At 74.5% G+C, this 20,195-nt stretch carries 18 protein-coding genes and 1 pseudogene; 5 read left to right on the forward strand and 14 right to left on the reverse strand.

The genetic code is table 11. The features are described from left to right. The first annotated feature begins 14 nt into the window (after window positions 1-14). From G6R13_RS03740 to G6R13_RS03750, 3 genes are all read left to right on the forward strand, one after another. Window positions 15-1,877, forward strand: coding sequence for an ABC transporter ATP-binding protein (locus G6R13_RS03740; protein ID WP_061873187.1), 1,863 nt, complete (start codon window positions 15-17; stop codon window positions 1,875-1,877). Window positions 1,878-2,055: 178 nt separating this feature from the next. Then, a complete protein-coding gene (locus G6R13_RS03745; protein ID WP_123244128.1) occupies window positions 2,056-3,051 on the forward strand; it encodes a hypothetical protein in 996 nt (331 codons plus the stop codon). Between the two features lie 118 nt (window positions 3,052-3,169). After that, on the forward strand, window positions 3,170-4,147 hold the full coding sequence (locus tag G6R13_RS03750; RefSeq protein ID WP_036382369.1) for a bile acid:sodium symporter family protein: 978 nt from the start codon (window positions 3,170-3,172) through the stop codon (window positions 4,145-4,147). Between the two features lie 15 nt (window positions 4,148-4,162). Here G6R13_RS03750 and G6R13_RS12435 read toward each other — a convergent pair whose 3' ends face one another. Together G6R13_RS12435 and G6R13_RS03760 are read right to left on the reverse strand one after the other, a co-directional pair. Then, the gene (locus G6R13_RS12435; RefSeq protein ID WP_036382371.1) at window positions 4,163-5,023 is read right to left on the reverse strand and encodes a VOC family protein; all 861 of its coding nucleotides are present in this window, start codon (window positions 5,021-5,023) and stop codon (window positions 4,163-4,165) included. A gap of 119 nt (window positions 5,024-5,142) precedes the next feature. After that, a pseudogene (locus G6R13_RS03760) lies at window positions 5,143-5,622 on the reverse strand (ATP-binding cassette domain-containing protein); the annotation flags it as partial. 165 nt (window positions 5,623-5,787) lie between these two features. On the opposite strand from G6R13_RS03760, the gene G6R13_RS03765 reads away from it, so the two are divergent. Beyond that, entirely contained in the window at window positions 5,788-6,363 is a 576-nt protein-coding gene (locus G6R13_RS03765) for a TetR/AcrR family transcriptional regulator (protein WP_061866764.1), read from the forward strand. Window positions 6,364-6,376: 13 nt separating this feature from the next. On the opposite strand, the gene G6R13_RS03770 is transcribed toward G6R13_RS03765, so the two are convergent. From G6R13_RS03770 to G6R13_RS03780, 3 genes are all read right to left on the reverse strand, one after another. Further along, window positions 6,377-6,643, reverse strand: a complete 267-nt coding sequence (locus G6R13_RS03770) for a hypothetical protein (RefSeq protein ID WP_020625619.1) — start codon at window positions 6,641-6,643, stop codon at window positions 6,377-6,379. Between the two features lie 383 nt (window positions 6,644-7,026). Continuing rightward, on the reverse strand, window positions 7,027-7,719 hold the full coding sequence (locus G6R13_RS03775; RefSeq protein WP_012751126.1) for a response regulator transcription factor: 693 nt from the start codon (window positions 7,717-7,719) through the stop codon (window positions 7,027-7,029). A gap of 38 nt (window positions 7,720-7,757) precedes the next feature. Further along, complete coding sequence (locus G6R13_RS03780; protein WP_061866766.1) at window positions 7,758-9,095, reverse strand: histidine kinase; 1,338 nt, start codon at window positions 9,093-9,095, stop codon at window positions 7,758-7,760. 127 nt (window positions 9,096-9,222) lie between these two features. Here G6R13_RS03780 and G6R13_RS03785 point away from each other — a divergent pair, with 127 nt between their 5' ends. Then, window positions 9,223-10,230, forward strand: coding sequence for an IS481 family transposase (locus G6R13_RS03785; RefSeq protein ID WP_163721082.1), 1,008 nt, complete (start codon window positions 9,223-9,225; stop codon window positions 10,228-10,230). Window positions 10,231-10,242: 12 nt separating this feature from the next. On the opposite strand, the gene G6R13_RS03790 is transcribed toward G6R13_RS03785, so the two are convergent. From G6R13_RS03790 to glmS, 9 genes are all read right to left on the reverse strand, one after another. Beyond that, window positions 10,243-10,830 carry a GNAT family N-acetyltransferase gene (locus tag G6R13_RS03790; protein WP_123243873.1) on the reverse strand — a complete coding sequence of 196 codons (588 nt, stop codon included), beginning with the start codon at window positions 10,828-10,830 and terminating at the stop codon, window positions 10,243-10,245. Next, entirely contained in the window at window positions 10,827-11,498 is a 672-nt protein-coding gene (gene tsaB / locus G6R13_RS03795) for a tRNA (adenosine(37)-N6)-threonylcarbamoyltransferase complex dimerization subunit type 1 TsaB (RefSeq protein WP_044659434.1), read from the reverse strand. The genes G6R13_RS03790 and tsaB overlap by 4 nt, the downstream gene beginning before the upstream one ends. Before the next feature lie 10 nt (window positions 11,499-11,508). Beyond that, on the reverse strand, window positions 11,509-12,135 hold the full coding sequence (tsaE, locus tag G6R13_RS03800) for a tRNA (adenosine(37)-N6)-threonylcarbamoyltransferase complex ATPase subunit type 1 TsaE (protein ID WP_122054536.1): 627 nt from the start codon (window positions 12,133-12,135) through the stop codon (window positions 11,509-11,511). Further along, the gene (gene alr / locus G6R13_RS03805) at window positions 12,132-13,337 is read right to left on the reverse strand and encodes an alanine racemase (protein WP_101967421.1); all 1,206 of its coding nucleotides are present in this window, start codon (window positions 13,335-13,337) and stop codon (window positions 12,132-12,134) included. The genes tsaE and alr overlap by 4 nt, the downstream gene beginning before the upstream one ends. Further along, entirely contained in the window at window positions 13,334-14,911 is a 1,578-nt protein-coding gene (locus G6R13_RS03810) for an NAD(P)H-hydrate dehydratase (protein ID WP_101967420.1), read from the reverse strand. The genes alr and G6R13_RS03810 overlap by 4 nt, the downstream gene beginning before the upstream one ends. Then, on the reverse strand, window positions 14,908-15,288 hold the full coding sequence (locus G6R13_RS03815) for a holo-ACP synthase (protein WP_010080417.1): 381 nt from the start codon (window positions 15,286-15,288) through the stop codon (window positions 14,908-14,910). Before G6R13_RS03815 ends, G6R13_RS03810 begins: the two co-directional genes overlap by 4 nt. After that, window positions 15,285-16,016 (reverse strand): hypothetical protein, encoded by a 732-nt coding sequence (locus tag G6R13_RS03820; protein ID WP_101967419.1) that lies wholly within the window; start codon window positions 16,014-16,016, stop codon window positions 15,285-15,287. The genes G6R13_RS03815 and G6R13_RS03820 overlap by 4 nt, the downstream gene beginning before the upstream one ends. Next, window positions 16,013-18,142, reverse strand: coding sequence for a glycogen debranching protein GlgX (gene glgX / locus G6R13_RS03825; RefSeq protein ID WP_063190075.1), 2,130 nt, complete (start codon window positions 18,140-18,142; stop codon window positions 16,013-16,015). The genes G6R13_RS03820 and glgX overlap by 4 nt, the downstream gene beginning before the upstream one ends. Window positions 18,143-18,299: 157 nt before the next feature. Beyond that, entirely contained in the window at window positions 18,300-20,171 is a 1,872-nt protein-coding gene (glmS, locus tag G6R13_RS03830) for a glutamine--fructose-6-phosphate transaminase (isomerizing) (protein WP_044659426.1), read from the reverse strand. Window positions 20,172-20,195: the final 24 nt, after the last annotated feature.

A 20,195-nucleotide genomic window follows, 5' to 3' on the forward strand; every position in this document is an offset into this window, starting at 1 on the left:
ACTAGCCTGGCCCGGTGACGTCGCTGCTCCGCATCCTGCGCCTTGCGCCCCAGCTCCACCGCCTCTACCTCGGCATCGCCGTCAGCTCCGTGCTGGCCGCGGTGCTGGCCCTGGCCACCCCGTTCCTGATCGGTGCGGCCACGGACCGGATCGTCGCCGCCGTCGCGGGGGAGACCGACGTGGCCGAGGCCGTCACCGCGGTGACCTGGCTGGCGGTCGCGTTCCTCGCCGTCGAGGTGGCGACCACCCTGGTGGTGAGCGTCGGCGGCTACTGGGGCGACGTGATGGCCGCACGCATGCGCACCATCCTCTCCACGCGGTACTTCGAGCAGCTGCTGCACCTGCCCCAGCGGTACTTCGACACCGCGATCACCGGGCGGGTCGTCAACCGGTTGAACCGCACCATCAACGAGCTCACCCAGTTCCTGCAGTTCTTCGCGAACAACGCGTTCACCATGCTCATCACCACCGCCGCGGTGCTCGTGATCACCGCGTTCTACTGGTGGCCGCTGGCGATCCTGCTGGCCGTCGTCTTCCCCGTGTACATGTGGCTCACCGCCCGCACCTCCGCGAAGTGGCAGGTGTGGGAGGGGGAGAAGAACACGGAGGTGGACATCGCCTCGGGGCGGTTCGCCGAGGTGGTCTCTCAGATGTCCGTGGTGCGGGCCTACAACCGGCAGGACCACGAGCTCACCGGGTTCCGCGACCGGTTCCTGCGGACCGTGGGGATCACCCGGCAGCAGTCCCGGTTCTGGCACGGCATGGACGCCGGGCGGCGGCTCGCCCTGAACGTGGCCTTCGGCGCGATGTACCTGATCGTGTTCGTCCGCACCGCGCAGGGCCTGTTCTCCGTGGGCGACATGGTGATCCTCCTGCAGCTGATGAACATGGCCCGGCAGCCGATCTTCTCCATGAGCTTCCTCGTGGACTCCGCCCAGCGGGCCGTCGCCGGGTCGAAGGACTACTTCGAGGTGCTCGCCGAGGAGCGCGAGCGGGCCGGCGGGGCGGCGCTCGCGGTGGCGGGTGCGGAGGCGCCGCGCACGCCGGCGGAGCCGCGGGCCGACGTCGTGCCGGGTGCGCCGGGCGTCCCCGCGGACGTGCCGGCCGTGCGCTTCGACGAGGTCTCCTTCGCCTACGACGCCGACGCCTCCCGCCCCGTGCTGGACCGCGTGTCCTTCGACATCCCGCGGGGTGCCAGGGTGGCGCTCGTGGGCGAGTCGGGCGGCGGGAAGTCGACCATCGCGCACCTGCTGCTGGGTCTGTACCCGGTGACGAGCGGACGCATCGAGGTGTTCGGACAGGATGTCGCCGGGCTGGACCTGGCCGCGCTGCGCGGGCGGATCGCCACCGTGTTCCAGGAGCCGAGCCTGTTCTCCGGGACGGTGCGCGAGAACATCGCCTACGCGGACGCCGGCGCCTCCAACGAACGCGTCCGGGCCGCCGCCAAGGCCGCGTACGCGCACCGGTTCGTGGAGGCGTTCGACGACGGCTACGAACAGGTGATCGGCGAGCGCGGGCTGCGGCTGTCCGGCGGGCAGAGGCAGCGGATCGCGGTGGCGCGGGCCGTGCTCAAGGACGCACCGATCCTCGTGCTGGACGAGGCCACCTCCGCACTGGACACGAAGTCCGAACGGCTCGTGCAGGCGGCCCTCGAGGACCTGATGGTGGGGCGGTCGAGCCTGATCGTGGCGCACCGGCTGAGCACGATCGCGTCCGTCGACCGGATCGTCACGCTGCGCGGCGGGCAGGTGCAGGAGATCGGGACCCCGGCCGAGCTGGCCGAGTCAGGCGGGATCTACGCGCAGCTGCTCGAGCTGCAGAGGGCCGGCACCCAGGAGGCCCGGAAGATGCTGAAGGAGTACGGGCTGAGCGGATGATCCCGGAATCTTCTGCGGATCCGACCCTTCCGAGCGCTGCGCGGCGGCCCAGAAGGGTCAGATGTGCAACGGATTCCCAGCGCGCGGCAGGACGTCCACGACGACGTCGGCCCGACGCCTCCGCAGGGCCTGTGGACAACCGGGCCCGCCGACGTCGGGAGCGAGCAGGATCGGGGCCATGCGCGTGCCCGGACCCTTCCCCGCCCACCTCCAGGACGCCCCGTTCACGCGGGCGCAGGCGCTGGCCGCCGGGGTGTCCGGGTCGCGGCTGCGCAGCCGGGACGTCGAACGCGTCGCGCACGGCCACTACCGCTGGATCGGCCCCGTCACCGGGGCGACGCCGCCCGCGCGTCCCCTCGCCACCGAGCTGTCCCGGCTGCAGGACCTGGCGGCGATGCGTCCCGACGTCGTGGTGACCGGAGAGTCCGTGGCCCGGTTGCTGGGCTGGCCCCTCCCGGACGACGTGAAGGCCCGGGTGCGTCCTACCGTCCTGCGGTCCCGCACCCGCCGGGTGCTACGGGAGCCCGGCGTGCGCACCCGGCTCGTGGACCTGGACCGCGTCCTCGTGCGGAGGGACCGGCTGCACGGGCTGCGATGGACCTCGCACGCCGACACCTGGTTCCACCTGGCCACCGTCCTGGACCGAGACGCGCTCGTGGCGGTGGGGGATCGGCTGGCACGGGAGGACGAACGGCGGGGGAAGGTCGCGCTGGCCACCCGCCGGGAGCTCGGCGCCGCGCTCGAGCGGCACACCGGCGAGGCCGGGATCGTGCGGGCGCGGGAGGCGCTCGCGCTCGTGCGCACCGGTTCCGACTCCCCGGCCGAGACCGAACTGCGCCTGGCGCTGATGGCCGCGGGGCTGCCCGAGCCGGACCTGCAGATCGAGCTCTGGGACCCGGACTACTCGCTGTGGCACCCCGCCAGCGCGGACCTCGGCTACCGGTGGTGGCGGATCGCGATCCACTACGAGGGCAAGACCCACGACGGCGCCGCGCAGGTCGGCAAGGACACCCGCCGGGACGCGGTGTTCCTGCGTCAGGGCTGGCTCAACATCCGGGTGGCGGGGACGGACCGGTGGCGGGGATTCGTCGAGACGGCGGGGCTGGTGCGGGCCGCGATCGCGGAGCGTGGCGGTCTCGACGCCGGTGGCGCGGAGGATCGTCTGCGGAACTGACCCTTCTGGGGCGGGAGCGGACGTCCAGAAGGGTCAGGGGCGCAGAAGATTCCGGAAGGCCGACGACGGCGCCGCGTCACGCGACGACGCACCGCGGTCGCGCTCCTACCATGACGGGATGACCGCACCGGATCCCGCCCCCACCGACGCCCGCCGCGCGGAAGACCGCTCCGCACGCATCGCCGTCACCGTCTTCCCGCTGCTGGTGCTCGCCGCCGCGCTCGTGGGCTTCCTCGCCCCGACCGCCGCGAAGACGCTGCTGCCCCAGGTCAACCTGTTCCTCGGGATCATCATGTTCGGCATGGGCCTGACGCTGACCCTTCCGGACTTCGGCCTCGTCGCCCGCCGGCCGCTGCCCGTGCTGCTGGGCGTGGTGGCGCAGTACGCGATCATGCCGCTGCTGGGGCTCGGCGTCGCCGTCGTGCTCCAGCTGCCGCCCGAGCTCGCGGCGGGCGTGATCCTCGTGGGCTCGGCCCCGGGCGGCACGTCCTCGAACGTGGTCAGCTACCTCGCCCGCGCCGACACCGCCCTCTCCGTGGCCATGACCTCCGTGTCCACGCTCCTGGCCCCGCTGCTCACGCCGTTGCTCACCCTGTGGCTGGCCGGCCAGTACATGGCCGTCGACGGCGGCGCCATGGCGAAGTCCATCGTGAACATCGTGCTCCTGCCGGTCCTGGGCGGACTCGTCGTGCGCCTGCTGCTGCGCCGCGTCGTCGACCGCGTGCTGCCCGCCCTGCCGTGGGTCTCGGTGGTGTTCATCGCGCTGGTGGTGGCCGCCGTCGTCGGCAACAGCGCCTCCCGCGTGCTGTCGGCGGGCCTGCTGGTGTTCGCAGCGGTGGTGCTGCACAACGGGCTCGGCTACCTGCTCGGCTACGGCGCGGCGAAGCTGTTCCGGCTGCCCACGCCCGTGGCGCGCACGGTCTCGATCGAGGTCGGCATGCAGAACTCGGGCCTGGCCGCGGGCCTCGCCGCGCAGTACATCTCGCCGGCGGCAGCCCTGCCGGGCGCCGTGTTCTCGATCTGGCATAACCTCTCCGGGGCCGTGCTCGCGATGGCCTACCGCCGTTCCGACGGCCGGCGCGCCGCGCAGGAGTGAGGGCCGCGGCGCAGGTCAGCCCTGCGCGGGCGGCTCGTTGATTTGGAACGTGGCCCCGGCGGGGTCCTGCACGGTGGTGACGCGGCCGAACGGGGAGTCCTGGGGGCCGTCCAGGACCGTGCCGCCGTGCTCGCGGATCACCTCGAGCGCGCGGTCCGTGTCCGCGACGGCGATGTACATGCGCCAGTACCCCACCGCGTTCGGCGGCAGCCAGGCCCGCGCGTCGCACAGGCCCGCGGTCGCGCGGTCGAACGGGTGGTTCGTCGCGTAGCGGGGGCCGTCGTGGGCCGCGTCCTCGGCGTCGGCCGCGGTCTGCGTGTCCTCCGGGGCGCCGTCGTCCCCCAGCGGGGTGGGCTGCCAGCCGGCCACGGCGCGGTAGAACTCGGCGGACTCGTCGAAGCGGGTCGTCATGAGCTCGAACCACACGGAGGTGCCGGGGGTGAGCGGCAGGTCATGGCCGGCCAAGGTGCCGGACTGCCAGAAGCCCACCACCTCGTGGCCCGGGCCCTCGGCCATGGCCATCACACCGAGGTCGCCGACGGGCATGGCGTCCACGAGCACGGCGCCGCCGTTCTCCCGCACGGCGGTGAGGGTGGCGTCCATGTCCTGTGTGCGCAGGTACACGGTCCACGCGGCGGGCGGGGCGTCCTCGCCGGTCATCTGCGAGAGCTGGTCGGCGTCCATGGCGCCGCCCACGGAGGCGCCGTCCTTGGTGATCATGCGGTAGTGGCCGAACTCCTCGCCGGAGTCGGTGAAGGACCAGCCGAAGAGGGCCTCGTAGAAGGCCTGCTGGCGGGCGAAGTCGGGGGCGGTGTAGTCGATCCAGGCGGGGGAGCCGGCGGGGGCGGCAGGGGCAGCGAGGAGGGTCTCGCTCATGCGGCTCAGCGTAGGGCGCGCCCGGGACCCCGTCACGAGGTCTCGGGCGCGTCGCCGGGGCCGCGGACCGGCGCCGAGCTGTGGGGCGCGGCTCGCACGCACCGCGCCCCGCCTGCTCACACCTCGGTGGAGGTGGCGGTGTCCAGGTTGCCGGTGGGCTCGTCCCCGAACACGACGCCCGGTCGGGTGAGCAGGGCGCGGGCGACGGCGACGCGCTGCTGCTGACCGCCCGAGAGCTCGTGCGGGCGGTGGCGCAGGCGGGTCAGGGCGGTGTCGTCCAGTCCTGTGATCTCCGTGCCGCCGATCCTCACGGAGCCCGAGGTCCGCGCGTCCAGCCCGGCCAGGCAGTGCAGGAGCGTCGACTTGCCCGACCCCGAGGGCCCCATGATCGCGGTGAACGCGCCCGAGGCGAAGTCCACGTCCACCCCGCGCAGGGCGTGCACCTGCGCGTCACCGCGCCCGTAGGCGCGGGTGAGGCCGCGGGCGCAGACGGCGGGCGCCGTCGTCGTGGTGGCGGACGACGACGGCGTGCCCGGCCCCGGCGCGACGGGGCCGGGGGTCGTGGGGGAGAAGGGGTGTGCGGGGGAAGAGGTGTCCATGGCGGCCACTCTCCCGCGCGGACCCGGCGGGGCGGATCGGAGGAGGGGACCACCTCCGCGGGCGGCGGGTCATGCCCGGGGATGAGGCGGGCCGGCGAGGCGTGGACCCGAGGGCGTCAGGTCCCCGCCGCCGGGCGGTGCCGGGCGGAGTGGGATGATGGGGACATGAGAGCCGACGCCCGCGCCAACCGCCAGGACCTGCTGGCGGCCGCCGGCCGTCTCATCGCCACCCAGGGGGCCGCGATGTCCCTCCGCGGGGTGGCGCAGGAGGCCGGGGTCGGCGTGGGCACGCTGTACGGGCACTTCCCCACGCGTCGGGATCTGCTGGACGCCGTGCTCGAGGACGTCGTGGCCCGCACCGGAGGGATCCTGCAGGCCTTCCTCGACGGGGCGGCCGGGGACGAGCGCGACGGCGGGGCCGAGGCGCGGTGGCGGCGGCTCGCCGAGGACCTGGGGGCCGTGAACCTGGCCTCGCTCGCGGCGGCCCGGGACGACTTCGACCCAGCCGACCGGCCGCCGGAGGCCCTCATCGCCGAGGCCGAGCGTGTGATCCTCGAGCTCGCGGACCAGGTGGTGGCCGGGGCGCGGCGGGCCGGGCTCGTGGGCCCGGACGTGACCGGGGCGGACTACCTGTTCGGCCTGCTCATGGTCACCCGGTCGCCGGAGTGCGAGCTGCTGGGCCACGGCCCGGGCCAGCGGGGCTGGCTGCTGGACACGTACCTGCGCGGCCTGCGGCCCTGAGGGCGCAGCCGGGTCAGTCGCCCGGGGCGTCGTCCTCCAGGACGGGGCGGGCGGTGGCCCACGCGACGGCGCCGGCGAGCAGGCCGGCGCCCGCGGTGAGTGCCAGGCGGAGCAGCCCCTCGACCCCCGTGAACAGGCTCAGGCCCAGCATCACGACGGCGGCCGTCACCAGCGCCACGAAGAAGGCCACGCATTCACTGTCCCGCTGCGCCTGCTCGGCGGCTGGGTCGGAGGCGCGGGACGTCGTCGGGGTGGGGTGGTCCAGGATGCTGCCGGTCATGGTGCCTCTCCTCCAGTGCGCGTCGGGCCGGGGCGGCCATCGGCGCGTGCACCCCGGCGGCGGACCCGCTGCGGGGCCTGCGTCCAGCATCGCGGAGGGGGTGGGCGCACCGGCAGGGCCATGAGGATGAACCTCGGGGCGTCCGACTCATACCCAGGTATGACCTGTGATTGTGCTGGCAGGTGCCTGGGGAGTGGCTCAGGGAAGGGCCCCGCCGCCCCGGCCGACCGCTGAGGCCGGCCGTTGAGGCCGGCCGTTGAGGCCCGCCGCCCAGGCCCGCAGACACGCCGCTACGACGACGGCGTAGCGGCGCGTCTGCGGGCCTCGACGAGGGGTGGGGCAGGGGCTAGGGCGGGGGCTGCAGGGCGTGCCGGAACGGCGGGTCAGAACTGCACGAGGCCCGCGCGGTGGGCGATGAGCACGGCCTGCACGCGGTCGCGGGCGCCGAGCTTGGCCAACACCCGGCCCACGTGCGTCTTCACCGTCGCCTCGGAGAGCACGAGCTCGGCGGCGATCTCCAGATTCGCGGCGCCCTGCGCCATGAGCACCAGCACCTCGCGCTCGCGCGGGGTCAGCGACGCCACCGCCGCCTGCTGCTCCTCGCACTCCGCGCTGCGGACCTGGTCCGAGCGCAGACGCGGGGCCATGTGCGTCAGGAGCCGGCGCGTCGTGGACGGGGCGATCACGGCGTCGCCCCGGTGCACCGTGCGGATCGCGGCGAGCAGCTCCTCGGGAGGGGCGTCCTTGAGCAGGAAGCCGCTGGCGCCCGCCTCGATCGCGTCGAAGGCGTACTCGTCCAGGTCGAAGGTGGTCAGCACCACGACGCGCGGGGCATCCGGCCGGCGCAGCAGCGCGCGGGTGGCCTCGATGCCGTCCATCTCCGGCATGCGCACGTCCATCAGCACGACGTCGGCGCCCGCCACGGACACCGACGCCACCGCCTCGCGCCCGCTGCCCGCCTCCGCCACGACCGTCAGGTCCGGCTGCGAGTCCACGAGCATGGCCAGCCCGGACCGGATCAACGCCTGGTCGTCCACCAGGGCCACGCGGACGGGGGCGGTCTCCTCGGAGCTCATGGGGTCATCCTCTCAAGTCGGGCGGGGGCGGCCACCCCTCACACCGCCGAGTACGGCAGGTGGGCGGACACGCGGTACCCGGCCCCCACGCGCGGCCCCGACTCGAGCGTCCCGCCGAACAGGGCCGCCCGCTCGGCGGCCCCCCGCAGACCCTGGCCGCTTCCCCGGGTGGCGGGGTCGGCGGCGGCGCCGCAGCCGTCGTCGTCGATCTGCAGGTCCAGGCCGCGCGCCGTCCAGGCGAGCGTGACGAACGCGTCCGCGTCCGGCCCGCCGTGGCGCAGCGTGTTGGTCAGCGCCTCCTGCACGATCCGGTACGCGGCCAGCTCGCCGCCCGCCGGCAGCGCACGGCGGGGCGTGCCGGTCTCCAGCAGGGACACCTCGAGTCCGGACAGCCGCATCGTCTCCACGAGCGCGGGCAGGTCCGCGAGCCGCGGCTGGGGTCGGCGGCCCGGGGGTAGGCGGGTGCCGCGGCCGTCGGGGGAGGCGTCGGCGGCGGGCCGCCGGGCGTCGTCGTCCGTCACGCCGGGCACCCCGGCCACGGTCTCGCCGGTCTCGCGGAGCACGCCGAGCAGCTGGCGCATGTCCGCGAGCGCGGAGCGGCCGGTCTGGCCGATGGTCTCGAGCGCGGTGACCGCGAGCGCGGGCTTGGCGGCGGCGGCGTACCGGGCGCCGTCGGCCTGGGAGATGACCACCTGCAGGGAGTGGGCGACGATGTCGTGCATCTCCCGGGCGATGTGGCTGCGCTCGTCGGCGGCGGCGAGCTCGCGCTCCTGCCGGGACTGCACCTCGAGGCGGTGGGCGCGGTCCTCGAGGGCGCGCACGGTGAGGCGGCGGTTGCGCACGACGTCGCCGAACGCCCACGCGGTGAGCACCATGAGCCCGCAGCCGATCGCCATGATGACCATGGCCAGCGGCTCCGCGGGGGAGCGGACGGTGAGGCCGTCGGGCGTGACGAACTGCGCCGGGAACAGCCACACCTTCACCCCGTTGGCCACGCCGCCGGCCAGCCCCGTGAGGAGCCCGGCCACGGAGATGCTCCGGGGCGCGTTCGCGGCGAGGTTGTAGACGGTGAGCGGCACCATCAGCAGGGACATGCTGAACTCGGGCCCGGCGAGCAGGTGCAGGACGGCCGCGGCCGTCACGACGGCGGCCGAGGCCACCGGGCGCACCCGACGCACGGCCCACGGCAGGACCATGCCGGCCCCGGCCAGGAGGGAGACGGCCGTCTGCCTGCCCTGGGGGTCCGGGGCGACCATCGGCCCGAGCGCGATCCACGGGAGCGCCACGAGCACGGTGAACAGTGCCGCGGCGGCCATCACGTCGGTGCGCACGGGGTGCAGGCGCGTCCACTGGTCGAGGCGGCGCAGGGGGTTCACGCGGGCCAGCCTAGGTGTTGTGGGTCATGAGGTTCTTGCCACGAGGCGCCGGCTGAGATGAGACGAGTGGGCCTCTCCCGCAGGATGGAAGTTCCTCAACAACCCACCTGCCCGAAAAGACCCACTCATGACTCACGCTAACGCACCCCTGACCCCCACCGGCCGTCTCAGGATGGTCCACCGCCACCTGCACGACGGGATCCCACAGGCGCACGTGGCCGCCGAGTTCCGGGTGAGCCGGCCCACGGTGGCCACCTGGGTGGCCCGCTACCGCGCCGAGGGCGAGGCCGGGCTGCTCGACCGGCCCAGCCGTCCGCGCCGTTCACCTGCCCAGCTCGATCCGGCCCTGGTCACCCAGATCCTCACCCTGCGCCGGGAGTGCAAGTGGTCGGCCCGCCGGATCCATCACCACCTCGTCTCCGAGGGCCACCGGGTGTGCCTCCGAACGGTGGGCAGGTGGCTGCACCGGCTGGGCATCTCCCGGTTGCCAGACCTCGCGCCCACAGGTGAGGACCTGCGCCAACGACCCCAGAAGATCACCGCGAGAGGGCCGGGGCACATGGTGCACCTGGATGTGAAGAAGATCGGGAAGATCCCAGACGGGGGCGGCTGGCGCACCCACGGACGTGAAAGTGAAGCAGGCCGTGCTTCCAAGCGCGGGCCTGGCCGGCGGGTCGGCTACACCTACCTGCACTCGGCGATCGACGGGTACACCCGCCTGGCCTACACCGAGGCGTTGGAGGACGAGCGGGCGGCCACGACCGTGAGCTTCTACTGCCGGGCGCGGGCGTTCTTCGCCGCCCACGGCATCACCGTGGACCGGGTGATCACGGACAACGGAAACAACTACCGGGCYGYGGACTTCACCGCGAAGGTGGTCTCGCTCGGGGGCCGGCAYCACCGGATCCGACCCTACACCCCGCGCCATAACGGGAAGGTCGAACGCTACAACCGGCTGATGGTCGATGAGGTCCTCTACGCCCGCCCGTACTCCTCAGAGCAAGCTCGGCGTGAGGCCCTGGCGGTGTGGGTGAACCACTACAACTACCATCGGCCTCATACCTCCTGCGGAGACGCCCCGCCGGCCTCACTGGCCCCGACCCGAGTCAACAACGTCATGCCCTCCTACATCTAGTGAGCGGCCCGGTCACAGGGCCTTGCGCATGATCACGGCGTCCTCGCCGCCCGGGTAGTAGCGGCGGCGCACATGCAGCTCCTCGAATCCGTGGCGCGCGTAGAGTCGCCGGGCGGCGGCGTTGGAGGCCCGGACCTCGAGCATGAGCGAGCTCGCACCGCGCGCCGCGGCCTCCGCGGCCATCCAGCGCAGCTGGGCCGCCCCGATCCCCCGCCCCTGCGCCGCCGCGACCGTGCCCACGGTCTGCACGTCGGCGACGTCGCCGACCACCATGATCCCGCCGTAGCCGACGATCTCGCCGGGGGCGGGGCCGTCGTCGTCCGCGGAGCCGGGCGCGGGCACGTCGCGGACGACCACGCGGTAGTCCCGGGTGGGCGGGCGGCCGTGCGCGTCCCGTCCGCCGGCGGGGCCGGTCTGGGCGAGCTCCTCCTCGTAGAAGTGCGCGGGCCAGGCGTCGAGCGGGAAGAGGGTGGCCTCGTGGGCGAGCACCTCGGGGATGTCCCACACGGTCATGGGGCGCAGCAGGTATCCGGGCGGCAGCCCGTGCTCGTCCTCGGCGGGGCGCCCGTCGTCGGTCGGGGCCGGCTCGGCCGGGCTCACGCGCCTGCCCGCTTGCGGGGGCCGGGGACCTTGGCGTCGGACTCGCGCAGGTAGAGCGGCTCGGCGGGCACGAGGCCGCGGCCGCGCCGCAGGGCGAGCTCGGCCACCTGCCCCACCCCGACGGCGGACGGCGTGGCCGTCTCCCAGTCCGGCACCGCGCGCAGCGCCTCGGGGTAGAGCCCGGCCCCCGCGCCGTAGACGGGCAGCGGGGTGACCTCGTCCGCCGGCGAGACGAAGGGGCCGTGCAGCAGCGTCGGCTGCCCGCCGACCTGCGCGTAGTGGGCCCAGTAGACCTCGCGGCGGCGGGCGTCCGTGGCGACCACGAACTCCTCGATCCCGTGGCGGAAGGCGTCGACGCCGGCCGCGTGGGCGAGCGCGTCGAGGCTGCGGACCCCGTGCACGGGCACGTCCCACGCCAGGCCGAGGGCGGCCGCGGTCGCCAGACCCGCGCGCAGCCCCGTGAAGGGTCCGGGGCCGACGCCGACCGCGAGCGCGTCCAGCGCGGTGCCGGTGACGCCGGCCTCGCCGAGCACGGTCTGCACCGCGGGGGCGAGCACCTCGGCGTGGGCGTGGGTGTCGTCCGTGGCCCAGTGCGCGAGCTCCTCACCGTCCCGCAGGACGGCGACGGAGGCGGCGGCGGAGGAGTCGATCGCGAGGAGCAGGGCCATGGCCGCCAGTCTACGGAAGCACGACGCCGACCCAGCGCGGGCCGCGGCCGGTCACGACGGCCGAACGCAGCTCCTCGGCCTGGCCCCCGTCCTCGTCGGAGAAGTCGGTGACGATGCCGTCCTCGCCCTCCCCCGCCGGGGCCGCGGGGGCGTCCTCACCCCCGCGGGCCCGGACGATCTCGATGTCCAGCCACGAGGCGTCCGGGTCCTCGGGGAACCCGGCGAGGGACTCGGCCATGCCCCGGCCCCACTCGACGACGGTCACGGAGCGGTCCACGCTCGCGTCGAGGTCGAGGTCCGTGAGCTCCCCCGCCGAGCGCAGCCGGTACGCGTCCACGTGCACGAGGTCCGGGGTGCCCGCCGGGGCGTCGGCCGGGGCGGGGTGGACGCGGGAGAGGACGAACGTCGGCGAGACCACGCCGGAGGCCACGCCGAATCCGCTGGCCAGCCCCTGGGTGAAGGTCGTCTTGCCCGCGCCGAGGTCGCCCGTGAGGATCAGCACGTCGCCGGCGCGGAGCACCCCGGCGAGGGCGCGGCCGAACGCCCGGGTGCCGTCGGCGCCCTCGAGCGGGACCGTCGCCGTCAGCACGGGCTCGGGCAGGGTCGCGCCGGGGGCGGGGATCGCGTGGTCGCTCATGGGCGGGCCTCCTGGGTCGGCGTGGGGTCCACGTGCTGCCGGTCCACGCGGCCTCCGATGCGGGTCACCAGCTCGTAGTTGATCGTCCCGGCGGCCGCGGCCCACTCCTCCACCGGAATGCCGGAGGCCGGTCCGAACAGCTCGACGGCGTCGCCGGGCGCGTCCGCGGCGTCCGGGCCGAGGTCCACCACGAACTGGTCCATCGCGATGCGGCCCACCACGGGGACGGTCCGGCCGCCGACGTGGACGCGCGTGCCCTCGACGACGCGCGGGACGCCGTCGGCGTAGCCGAGGGGCACGAGCCCGAGGGTGGTGGGCTCCGCCGTAACGTGGCGGAACCCGTAGGACACGCCCTGCCCGGCGGGGACGGCCTTGACGTTGGCCAGGACGGTGACGAAGGACATGGCCGGGCGCAGTCCGAACTCGGCCGCGGTGACGTCCGCGAACGGGGAGAGCCCGTACAGGCCCAGGCCGACGCGCACCATGTCCAGGTGCGTGTCCGGCCGGGCGAGGGCGGCGGGCGTGTTGGCCAGGTGGCGCAGCAGCGGGTGGCCGAGCGTCTCGGCGGCCTCGGCGGCCATCCGTTCGAACCGCAGCAGCTGCGCCGTGGTCTCGGCGGCCCGGTCCGGCTCGTCCGCCACGCCGAGGTGGGAGAACACGCCCTCCACCCGCACGAGGCCCGCGGCCTCGAGCTCGGCGGCGCGCGCGACGAGCGCGGGCCACCGCTCGGGCGTGCAGCCGTGGCGGCCCAGGCCGGTGTCCGCCTTCAGATGCAGGACCGCGCGGGCCTCGGGTCCGGCCCCGCCACGGGCCCGCAGCCCGCGGACGGCGTCGGCGACGGCGTCGAGGTCCCAGCCCGAGACGCCGAGGGTCACCTCCGCCTCCACCGCGGCGGCGAAGTCCGTGGCCCCGGTGTGCAGCCACGCGAGCACGGGCAGGGGCACCCCCGCCGCGCGCAGGGCCAGGGCCTCGCGCACGTGGGCCACCCCGAGCCGGTCCGCGCCGGCGGCCGCGGCGGCGCGGGCGACGGCCACCGCGCCGTGGCCGTAGGCGTCGGCCTTGACGACGGCGGTCAGCAGCGGCCGGCCGCCGTCGGGGCGCCGGATCCGCTCCCGCAGCACGCCCACGTTGTGCCGGACGGCCGCCAGGTCGATGCGTGCGGCGCGCTCGGTGTCCGCCGGGTTGACGTCGGCGCGGCTCATCGGACGGCCTCCGGCTCGGCGTCGTCCGGCCACCACAGGTGCGCGACGCGCGCGCCCAGCGCGGTCGGCAGCGTGGCCGTGGTGATCCGCCCGGCGCGGGCCTGGTCGGCCCCGGCCCGGGCGTGCAGCCAGGCGGCGGCGGCCGCGAGCCGGGCCGTGGGCGCCGGGCCGGGATCCTCCCCGGCCCGGCGCGCCCGCGAGCGCCGCGCCACGTCCGCGGCCAGGACGGCACCGATCGCCCCGGAGAGCACGTCGCCGGTGCCGCCCATCGCGAGGTCGGGCCCGCCGCCGGTCACGACCCACGCCTCGCCGTCCGGGGCGACCACGAGGGTGCGCGGGCCCTTGAACAGGACCGTGGCGCCGTGTTCGGACGTCCACGCCCGCAGCGCGGCGAGCGGGTCGGCGGCGTCGGCACCGTCCGCGGGGACGCGCTCGCGCAGGCGGGACCACTCCCCGGCGTGCGGCGTCAGGACCACGGGCGTGCCGGCCGCGCGCAGCGACCGCAGCTCGGCGGCGGTGACCAGGTCCAGGGCCGAGGCGTCGGCGACCAGGGCCGCCTCCGGCCGCTCCTCGAGCGCGGCGAGGACGCCGGCCCAGCGCCGCCGCGCGTCGTGCTCGGTGTCCAGGCCGGGGCCGGCCACCCAGGCGTCCGCGCGCGACGGCTCGGGCCCCTCCGCCGAGACCAGCGCCTCGGGGTGGGCGGCGAGCACCAGGTCCCGGGTGGTCTGCGGCCCGGCGTGGTGCACCATGCCCGCGCCCGTGTGCAGCGCGCCCGCGCTCGCGAGCACGGCGGCCCCCGGGTAGCGCTCCGATCCGGCGACGACGGCCACCACGCCGCGCGTGTACTTGTGGGCCTCGGCCGCGGGGGCCGGGTGGGCGGTCCGTGCGGCGGCCTCGTCCATCACGCCCAGCCGCGCGGCCGGCGACGTCGGCAGGTGCGGTCCCAGCCCGATGTCCACCACGTGCACGGTGCCCGCGCGCGCCGCCCCCTCCCCGAGGACGAGACCGGACTTGAGGGCGCCGAACGTCACGGTCGTGTCCGCGCGGAGGGCCTCCCCCCGCACCTCGCCGGTGTCCGCGTCCACGCCGGAGGGCACGTCGCACGCCAGCACGAGCGCCTCCGCCGGCAGCGCGCGCGCCGCAGCGGGCAGCTCATACTCGCCGGTGAAGCCCGTGCCGAGCACGCCGTCCACCACGAGCGCGGCCTCGGGCGGCACCGCGTCGGCGCGGCGTCCCCCGGCCGCTCGCAGCGCAGCCCAGCCCTCGGCGTGCCAGCGCGGGGCGCCGTCGTCGTCCCGGCGGACGGGCACGGCGACCGCGGCCACGCCCCGGCCGCGCAGGAAGGCGAGGGCGAACAGCGCGTCCCCGCCGTTGTTGCCGGGCCCGACGAGGGCGGCCACGGTCGCCCCGGCCACCGGGCCGCGCTCACGCAGCAGGGCGGCGGCGTGCTCGGCCAGGGCCCAGGCGGCGGCGCGCATCAGCTCCGGGCCGCGGCCGGCCGTGAGCAGGGGCTCCTCGGCCGTGCGCACGGCCGAGCCGGTCACGGCGATGCGGGTCAGGTCATCGGCGGTCATGCGGACTCCTCCTCGGCCGCGCGGCGTTCGGCGACCACGTAGGCGGTGGCGACGTCCCCGTCATGACTGAGGGAGAGGTGCCAGTGGGTGATGCCCAGGGCCTCGGCCTGGGCCTGGACGGTGCCGGTCAGGTGCACGGTGGGGCGGCCGTCGCCGTGGTCCGGGCGCGGGATCCAGCAGTGGTGCCACATCATCCCGGGCGGGGCGCCCATGGCCTTGGCGATCGCCTCCTTGGCGGCGAAGCGCGCGGCCAGCGAGCGCAGCGGCAGGTCCCGCTCGTCCTCGGTGAACAGGCGTGCGCGCAGCGCCGGCGTGCGCTCGAGCTGCGCCCGGAACCGCGGGACGTCCACCACGTCCACCCCCACGCCGACGATCACGTCGCCCCCGCCCGCCGAGCGCCCACGACGACGGCGCCGGCCTCGTCCCCGACGGGCTGCCCGCGCAGTCGCTTGGCCAGGTCCAGCGGCCACTGCAGCACGCCGGGCAGCTGCTGGTCACAGCCCGGCGTGAGCATCGCCTTCCCGTAGGCCAGCACGCCGTAGACGCCGTGCTGCAGGCGGCCGAGCCGGTCGAAGCCGGCGTCGAACGCGTACAGGGACACACGGCCCTCCTCGGGGGTGAAGCACCGCTCCGCCAGCAGCCGCGCGCGCTCCACGTGCTGGTGGAAGGTGAGCACGCCCAGGTGGTGCAGGCCGAGCTCGCGCATGCGGTCGCCCGCGTGGATGACCTCGCCCTGGGTGGTCACCGGATCGGGCGCGAAGCACTCGACGGTGACGCCGGCCAGCCGCGGGTCGCGCTCCTCCGGGCCGCCGCACAGCTTCTCGTGCCCGTCCGGCCCCAGGTACGCGGAGACGAAGAGCCGGTCGGTGAGGCCGGACGCGGCGAGCTCGATCGCGGCGTCGTAGACGCGGGGCTGGCTGTAGAGGACGAGGAGGGCGTCCACACGCGGTGCGTCGTCCGGGTGCGGGTCCGTCACGGCGTGCGTGGCCCACCCCGCGCCGAAGGCCAGTGCCAGCGCCGCCAGGGTGGCCACGGTGGCGCAGAGGGCCCGCGCCCACCGCGGCAGGCCACGGCGGACGCGCCCCCGGTCGACCCGCTCGTTCATGCGCCCTCGGGCACCTGCCGCAGCACGACGGTGGAGCGGGCCGGGAGCTCAAGCACGTCCCCGGCACGCACGCGGGGGCGGGTGCCGTCCGGGGCGACGTGGGACGAGGTGTCCACGACGACCTCCCACTCCGCCGGGAACGTGGGCCCGGGCAGGGTGTACGGCACGGGCTCCCACCACGCGTTCATGAGGACGTAGAAGTCCCGGTAGGGCTCCTCCCCTTCCTCGTCCCCGCGGGTGAGCATGTGCCCGTTGAGGTAGAAGCCGATCGACCGGGCCTCGGCGCCCCAGTCGTCCTCCGTCTTGGCGGTCGCGTCCGGCTCGAGCCACACGATGTCCGGCAGGGGCGCCTCGACGTCGCGGGCCGCGGGGCGACCGTCGAAGTGGTGGCGACGGCGGAACACCGCGTGGTCACGGCGCAGCGCGATCAGGTCGCGGGTGAACGCCACGAGCGAGTCGTCCATGGCGGACCAGTCGATCCACGAGATCTCGTTGTCCTGGCAGTAGACGTTGTTGTTGCCGCCCTGGGTGCGGCCCAGCTCGTCGCCGTGGCTGATCATGGGCACGCCCTGGCTGATCAGCAGGGTGGCCAGGAAGTTGCGGCGCTGGCGGGCGCGGAGCGTCACGACCTCGGGGTCGTCGGTCTCCCCCTCCACGCCGCAGTTCCACGAGCGGTTGTGCGCCTCACCGTCGTTGTTGTCCTCGCCGTTGGCCTCGTTGTGCTTCTCGTTGTAGGAGACGAGGTCGCGCAGCGTGAAGCCGTCGTGGGCCGTGACGAAGTTCACGGACGCACCGGGGCCGCGCCCGTCCCCCTCATAGAGGTCGGCCGAGCCGGTCAGGCGGGTGGCGAACTCGCCGAGGGTGCCGGGCTCGCCGCGCCAGAAGTCGCGCACCGTGTCCCGGTACATGCCGTTCCACTCGGACCAGAGGCCGGGGAAGTTGCCCACCTGGTAGCCGCCCCAGCCCACGTCCCACGGCTCGGCGATGAGCTTGACGGTGCGCAGCACCGGGTCCTGGCGGACCACGTCGAAGAACCCGGAGAACATGTCCGGGCCCTGCTCCCCCTCCACCCGGGTGAGGGTGGTGGCCAGGTCGAACCGGAAGCCGTCCACGTGCATCTCGGTGACCCAGTAGCGCAGGGAGTCCATGACCAGCTGGAGGGCCTTGGGGCTGGAGAGGTCCACCGAGTTCCCGGTGCCCGTGTAGTCCATGTAGTGCCGCTCGTCGCCCTCGACGAGGTGGTAGTAGCCGGCGTTGTCCAGCCCGCGCAGGCTGAGCATGGGGCCCTTGTCGTTGCCCTCGGCCGTGTGGTTGTAGACCACGTCGAGGATCACCTCGAGACCAGCGGCGTGCAGGTCCTTCACCATCTGCTTGAACTCGCGGACCTGGCCGCCCACCTCCGAGGAGGAGGCGTAGGCGGCGTGCGGGGCGAAGAAGCCGAGCGTGTTGTAGCCCCAGTAGTTGCTCAGCCCCTTCTCCTGCAGGGTGGCGTCGTTGACGAACTGGTGCACGGGCATCAGCTCGACGGCGGTCACCCCGAGCTCGGTCAGGTGGCGGACCACCTCCGGGTGGGCCATGCCCGCGTAGGTGCCGCGCAGCTCCTCGGGGACGGCGGGGTGCAGCTTGGTCATGCCCTTGACGTGGGTCTCGTAGATCACCGTGTCCGTGAGCTCGACGGCGGGTGGGGCGTCATCGCCCCAGTCGAAGTCCTCGGCGACGACGACGCCGAGCATGCTCGTGCCCAGGTTGTCCGAGGTGTCGATGCGGTCCGGCTCGTCGAAGTCGTACGAGTGGTGCTGCTGGCCCCACTCGTAGTCGCCGGTGAACGCCCGCGCGTACGGGTCCACGAGGATCTTGGCCGGGTTGTGCCACAGGCCGCGGGCGGGGTCCCAGGGGCCGTGCACGCGGTAGCCGTAGCGCTGCCCGTGGCCGATGCCCGCCACGTGGGCGTGCCATGTGGTGCCGTGCCGCTCCTCGAGAGGGATGCGCGTCTCCGTGCCGTCGTCGGCGACGAGGCACAGCTCGACCGCCTCCACCTCGCGGGAGACCGCGAGGGCGAAGTTGGTGCCGGTCTCGTCCACGGTGGCCCCGAGGGGGTACGGCTGGCCGATCTCCACTGTGTGCATGGCTCTCCGGGGTCTCGTCGTGCGGCCCGCCGGGTGCGGCGGGCCTCCTCGGGGAGTCTACTGGGGCGGGAGGACACCGTCCCGGACGCGTCGCGGGCCCGGCCGCTGTGTGGCGGCCGGGCCCGGCAGGAGAGGTCTCGGTGGCCTCAGCGGCGGATCACTCCACCGTGACGGACTTGGCGAGGTTGCGCGGCTGGTCCACGTCGTAGCCCTTCGCCGTGGCGAGCTCGAGGGCGAAGATCTGCAGCGGGACCGTGGTCAGCAGCGGCATGAGCATCGGCTGGGTCTCGGGGACCTCGAAGACGACCTCGGCCTGGCCGCGCACGGCCGCGTCGCCGCGCTCGGCGACCGCGAAGGTGCGGGCGCCGCGGGCGCGGACCTCCTGGATGTTCGAGACCACCTTGGCGTGCAGCGAGTGACGGTCCATGGGCGAGGGCATGACCACGAAGACCGGCTGGCCGTCGTCGATCAGGGCGATCGGGCCGTGCTTGAGCTCGCCCGCGGCGAAGCCCTCGGCGTGGATGTACGCGAGCTCCTTGAGCTTGAGCGCGCCCTCCATGGCCACCGGGTAGCCCACGTTGCGGCCGAGGAACAGGACGGAGGTGGCGTCGGCCATGGAGCGGGCGAGCTCCTTGACCTGGTCCTTGGCGGCGAGGATCTCCTCGATCTTGCCGGGGATCGCCCCGAGGTCCGCCAGGATGTCCTTGATCTGGCCGCTGAACAGCTTCTTGTTCAGCTGGGCCAGGTACAGGCCCAGCAGGTAGGCGGCGGTGATCTGCGCCAGGAACGCCTTGGTGGAGGCGACGGCGATCTCGGGGCCGGCGTGCGTGTAGAGCACGGCGTCCGACTCGCGCGGGATCGTGGAGCCGTTGGTGTTGCAGATGGACACGGTGCGGGCGCCCTGCTCCTTGGCGTAGCGGACCGCCATGAGGGTGTCCATGGTCTCGCCGGACTGGGAGATGGACACCACGAGGGTGTGCGGGTCGATGATCGGGTCGCGGTAGCGGAACTCGTGGGAGAGCTCCACCTCCACGGGGATCCGGCACCAGTGCTCGATGGCGTACTTGGCCACCGTGCCCGCGTAGGCGGACGTGCCGCACGCCAGGACGATGATCTTGTCGACGGCCTTGAGCTCCTCGGGGTCGATCCGCAGCTCGTCCAGCATCAGGGCGCCGGCGGCGTCCGTGCGGCCCAGCAGGGTGTCCTGCACGGCCTGGGGCTGGTCGTGGATCTCCTTCTCCATGAAGGTCTCGAAGCCGCCCTTCTCCGCGGCCGAGGCGTCCCAGTCCACGGTGAAGCGCTTGCCCTCGGCGGGGCCGCCCCGGAAGTCCGAGATCTCGACGGCGTCGGCCGTGATCGTCACGACCTGGTCCTGCTCGAGCTCGATGGCCTCGCGGGTGAAGTCGATGAAGCCGGAGACGTCCGAGCCGAGGAAGTTCTCCCCCTCGCCCAGGCCGACGACGAGCGGCGAGTTGCGGCGCGAGGCCACCACGCGGTCCGGGTGGTCCACGTGCACGGCCAGCAGGGTGAAGGCACCCTCGAGGCGCTGGGAGGCCAGCTGCATGGCGCGGGTCAGGTCCTGGCCGGCCGCGTTCCGGTAGACGTCGGCGAGGAGGTGGGCGGCCACCTCGGTGTCCGTCTCGGAGAGGAACTCGACGCCCTTGGCGAGCAGCTCCTCGCGCAGCTCGGCGTAGTTCTCGATGATGCCGTTGTGGATCAGCGCCAGGCGGCCCTCGTCCGCCACATGCGGGTGGGCGTTGCGGTCGGTGGGGCCGCCGTGGGTGGCCCACCGGGTGTGGCCGATGCCGACGAGGCCGGTGGGGATGGGGTGCTCGGCGAGCTCCTCGGCGAGGTTGGCGAGCTTGCCCGCCTTCTTCCGGTGGTACAGCTGACCGCCGTCCACCACGGCCACACCGGCGGAGTCGTATCCGCGGTATTCGAGACGGCGCAGGCCCTCCATCAGGACGTCGAGAGCGCCGTGCTCACGATCCGACTGGGGCTGGCCGATGTATCCGACGATTCCGCACATGCGCACGAGAATACCGGGCCGGAC

The sequence above is a fragment of the Micrococcus sp. Alg238-R198 genome, from assembly GCF_900537135.1.
Lineage (GTDB): Bacteria > Actinomycetota > Actinomycetes > Actinomycetales > Micrococcaceae > Micrococcus > Micrococcus luteus.

Coding starts and splice junctions, on each gene's coding strand:
- tsaE (WP_122054536.1), bottom strand. CDS start 12,135: ATGAGCGACCACGCGATCCCCGCCCCCGGCGCGACCCTGCCCGAGCCC.
- glgX (WP_063190075.1), bottom strand. CDS start 18,142: ATGCACACAGTGGAGATCGGCCAGCCGTACCCCCTCGGGGCCACCGTG.
- G6R13_RS03750 (WP_036382369.1), top strand. CDS start 3,170: ATGACCGCACCGGATCCCGCCCCCACCGACGCCCGCCGCGCGGAAGAC.
- alr (WP_101967421.1), bottom strand. CDS start 13,337: ATGAGCCGCGCCGACGTCAACCCGGCGGACACCGAGCGCGCCGCACGC.
- G6R13_RS03775 (WP_012751126.1), bottom strand. CDS start 7,719: ATGAGCTCCGAGGAGACCGCCCCCGTCCGCGTGGCCCTGGTGGACGAC.
- G6R13_RS12435 (WP_036382371.1), bottom strand. CDS start 5,023: ATGAGCGAGACCCTCCTCGCTGCCCCTGCCGCCCCCGCCGGCTCCCCC.
- G6R13_RS03770 (WP_020625619.1), bottom strand. CDS start 6,643: ATGACCGGCAGCATCCTGGACCACCCCACCCCGACGACGTCCCGCGCC.
- G6R13_RS03810 (WP_101967420.1), bottom strand. CDS start 14,911: ATGACCGCCGATGACCTGACCCGCATCGCCGTGACCGGCTCGGCCGTG.
- G6R13_RS03765 (WP_061866764.1), top strand. CDS start 5,788: ATGAGAGCCGACGCCCGCGCCAACCGCCAGGACCTGCTGGCGGCCGCC.
- tsaB (WP_044659434.1), bottom strand. CDS start 11,498: ATGGCCCTGCTCCTCGCGATCGACTCCTCCGCCGCCGCCTCCGTCGCC.
- G6R13_RS03745 (WP_123244128.1), top strand. CDS start 2,056: ATGCGCGTGCCCGGACCCTTCCCCGCCCACCTCCAGGACGCCCCGTTC.
- glmS (WP_044659426.1), bottom strand. CDS start 20,171: ATGTGCGGAATCGTCGGATACATCGGCCAGCCCCAGTCGGATCGTGAG.
- G6R13_RS03820 (WP_101967419.1), bottom strand. CDS start 16,016: ATGAACGAGCGGGTCGACCGGGGGCGCGTCCGCCGTGGCCTGCCGCGG.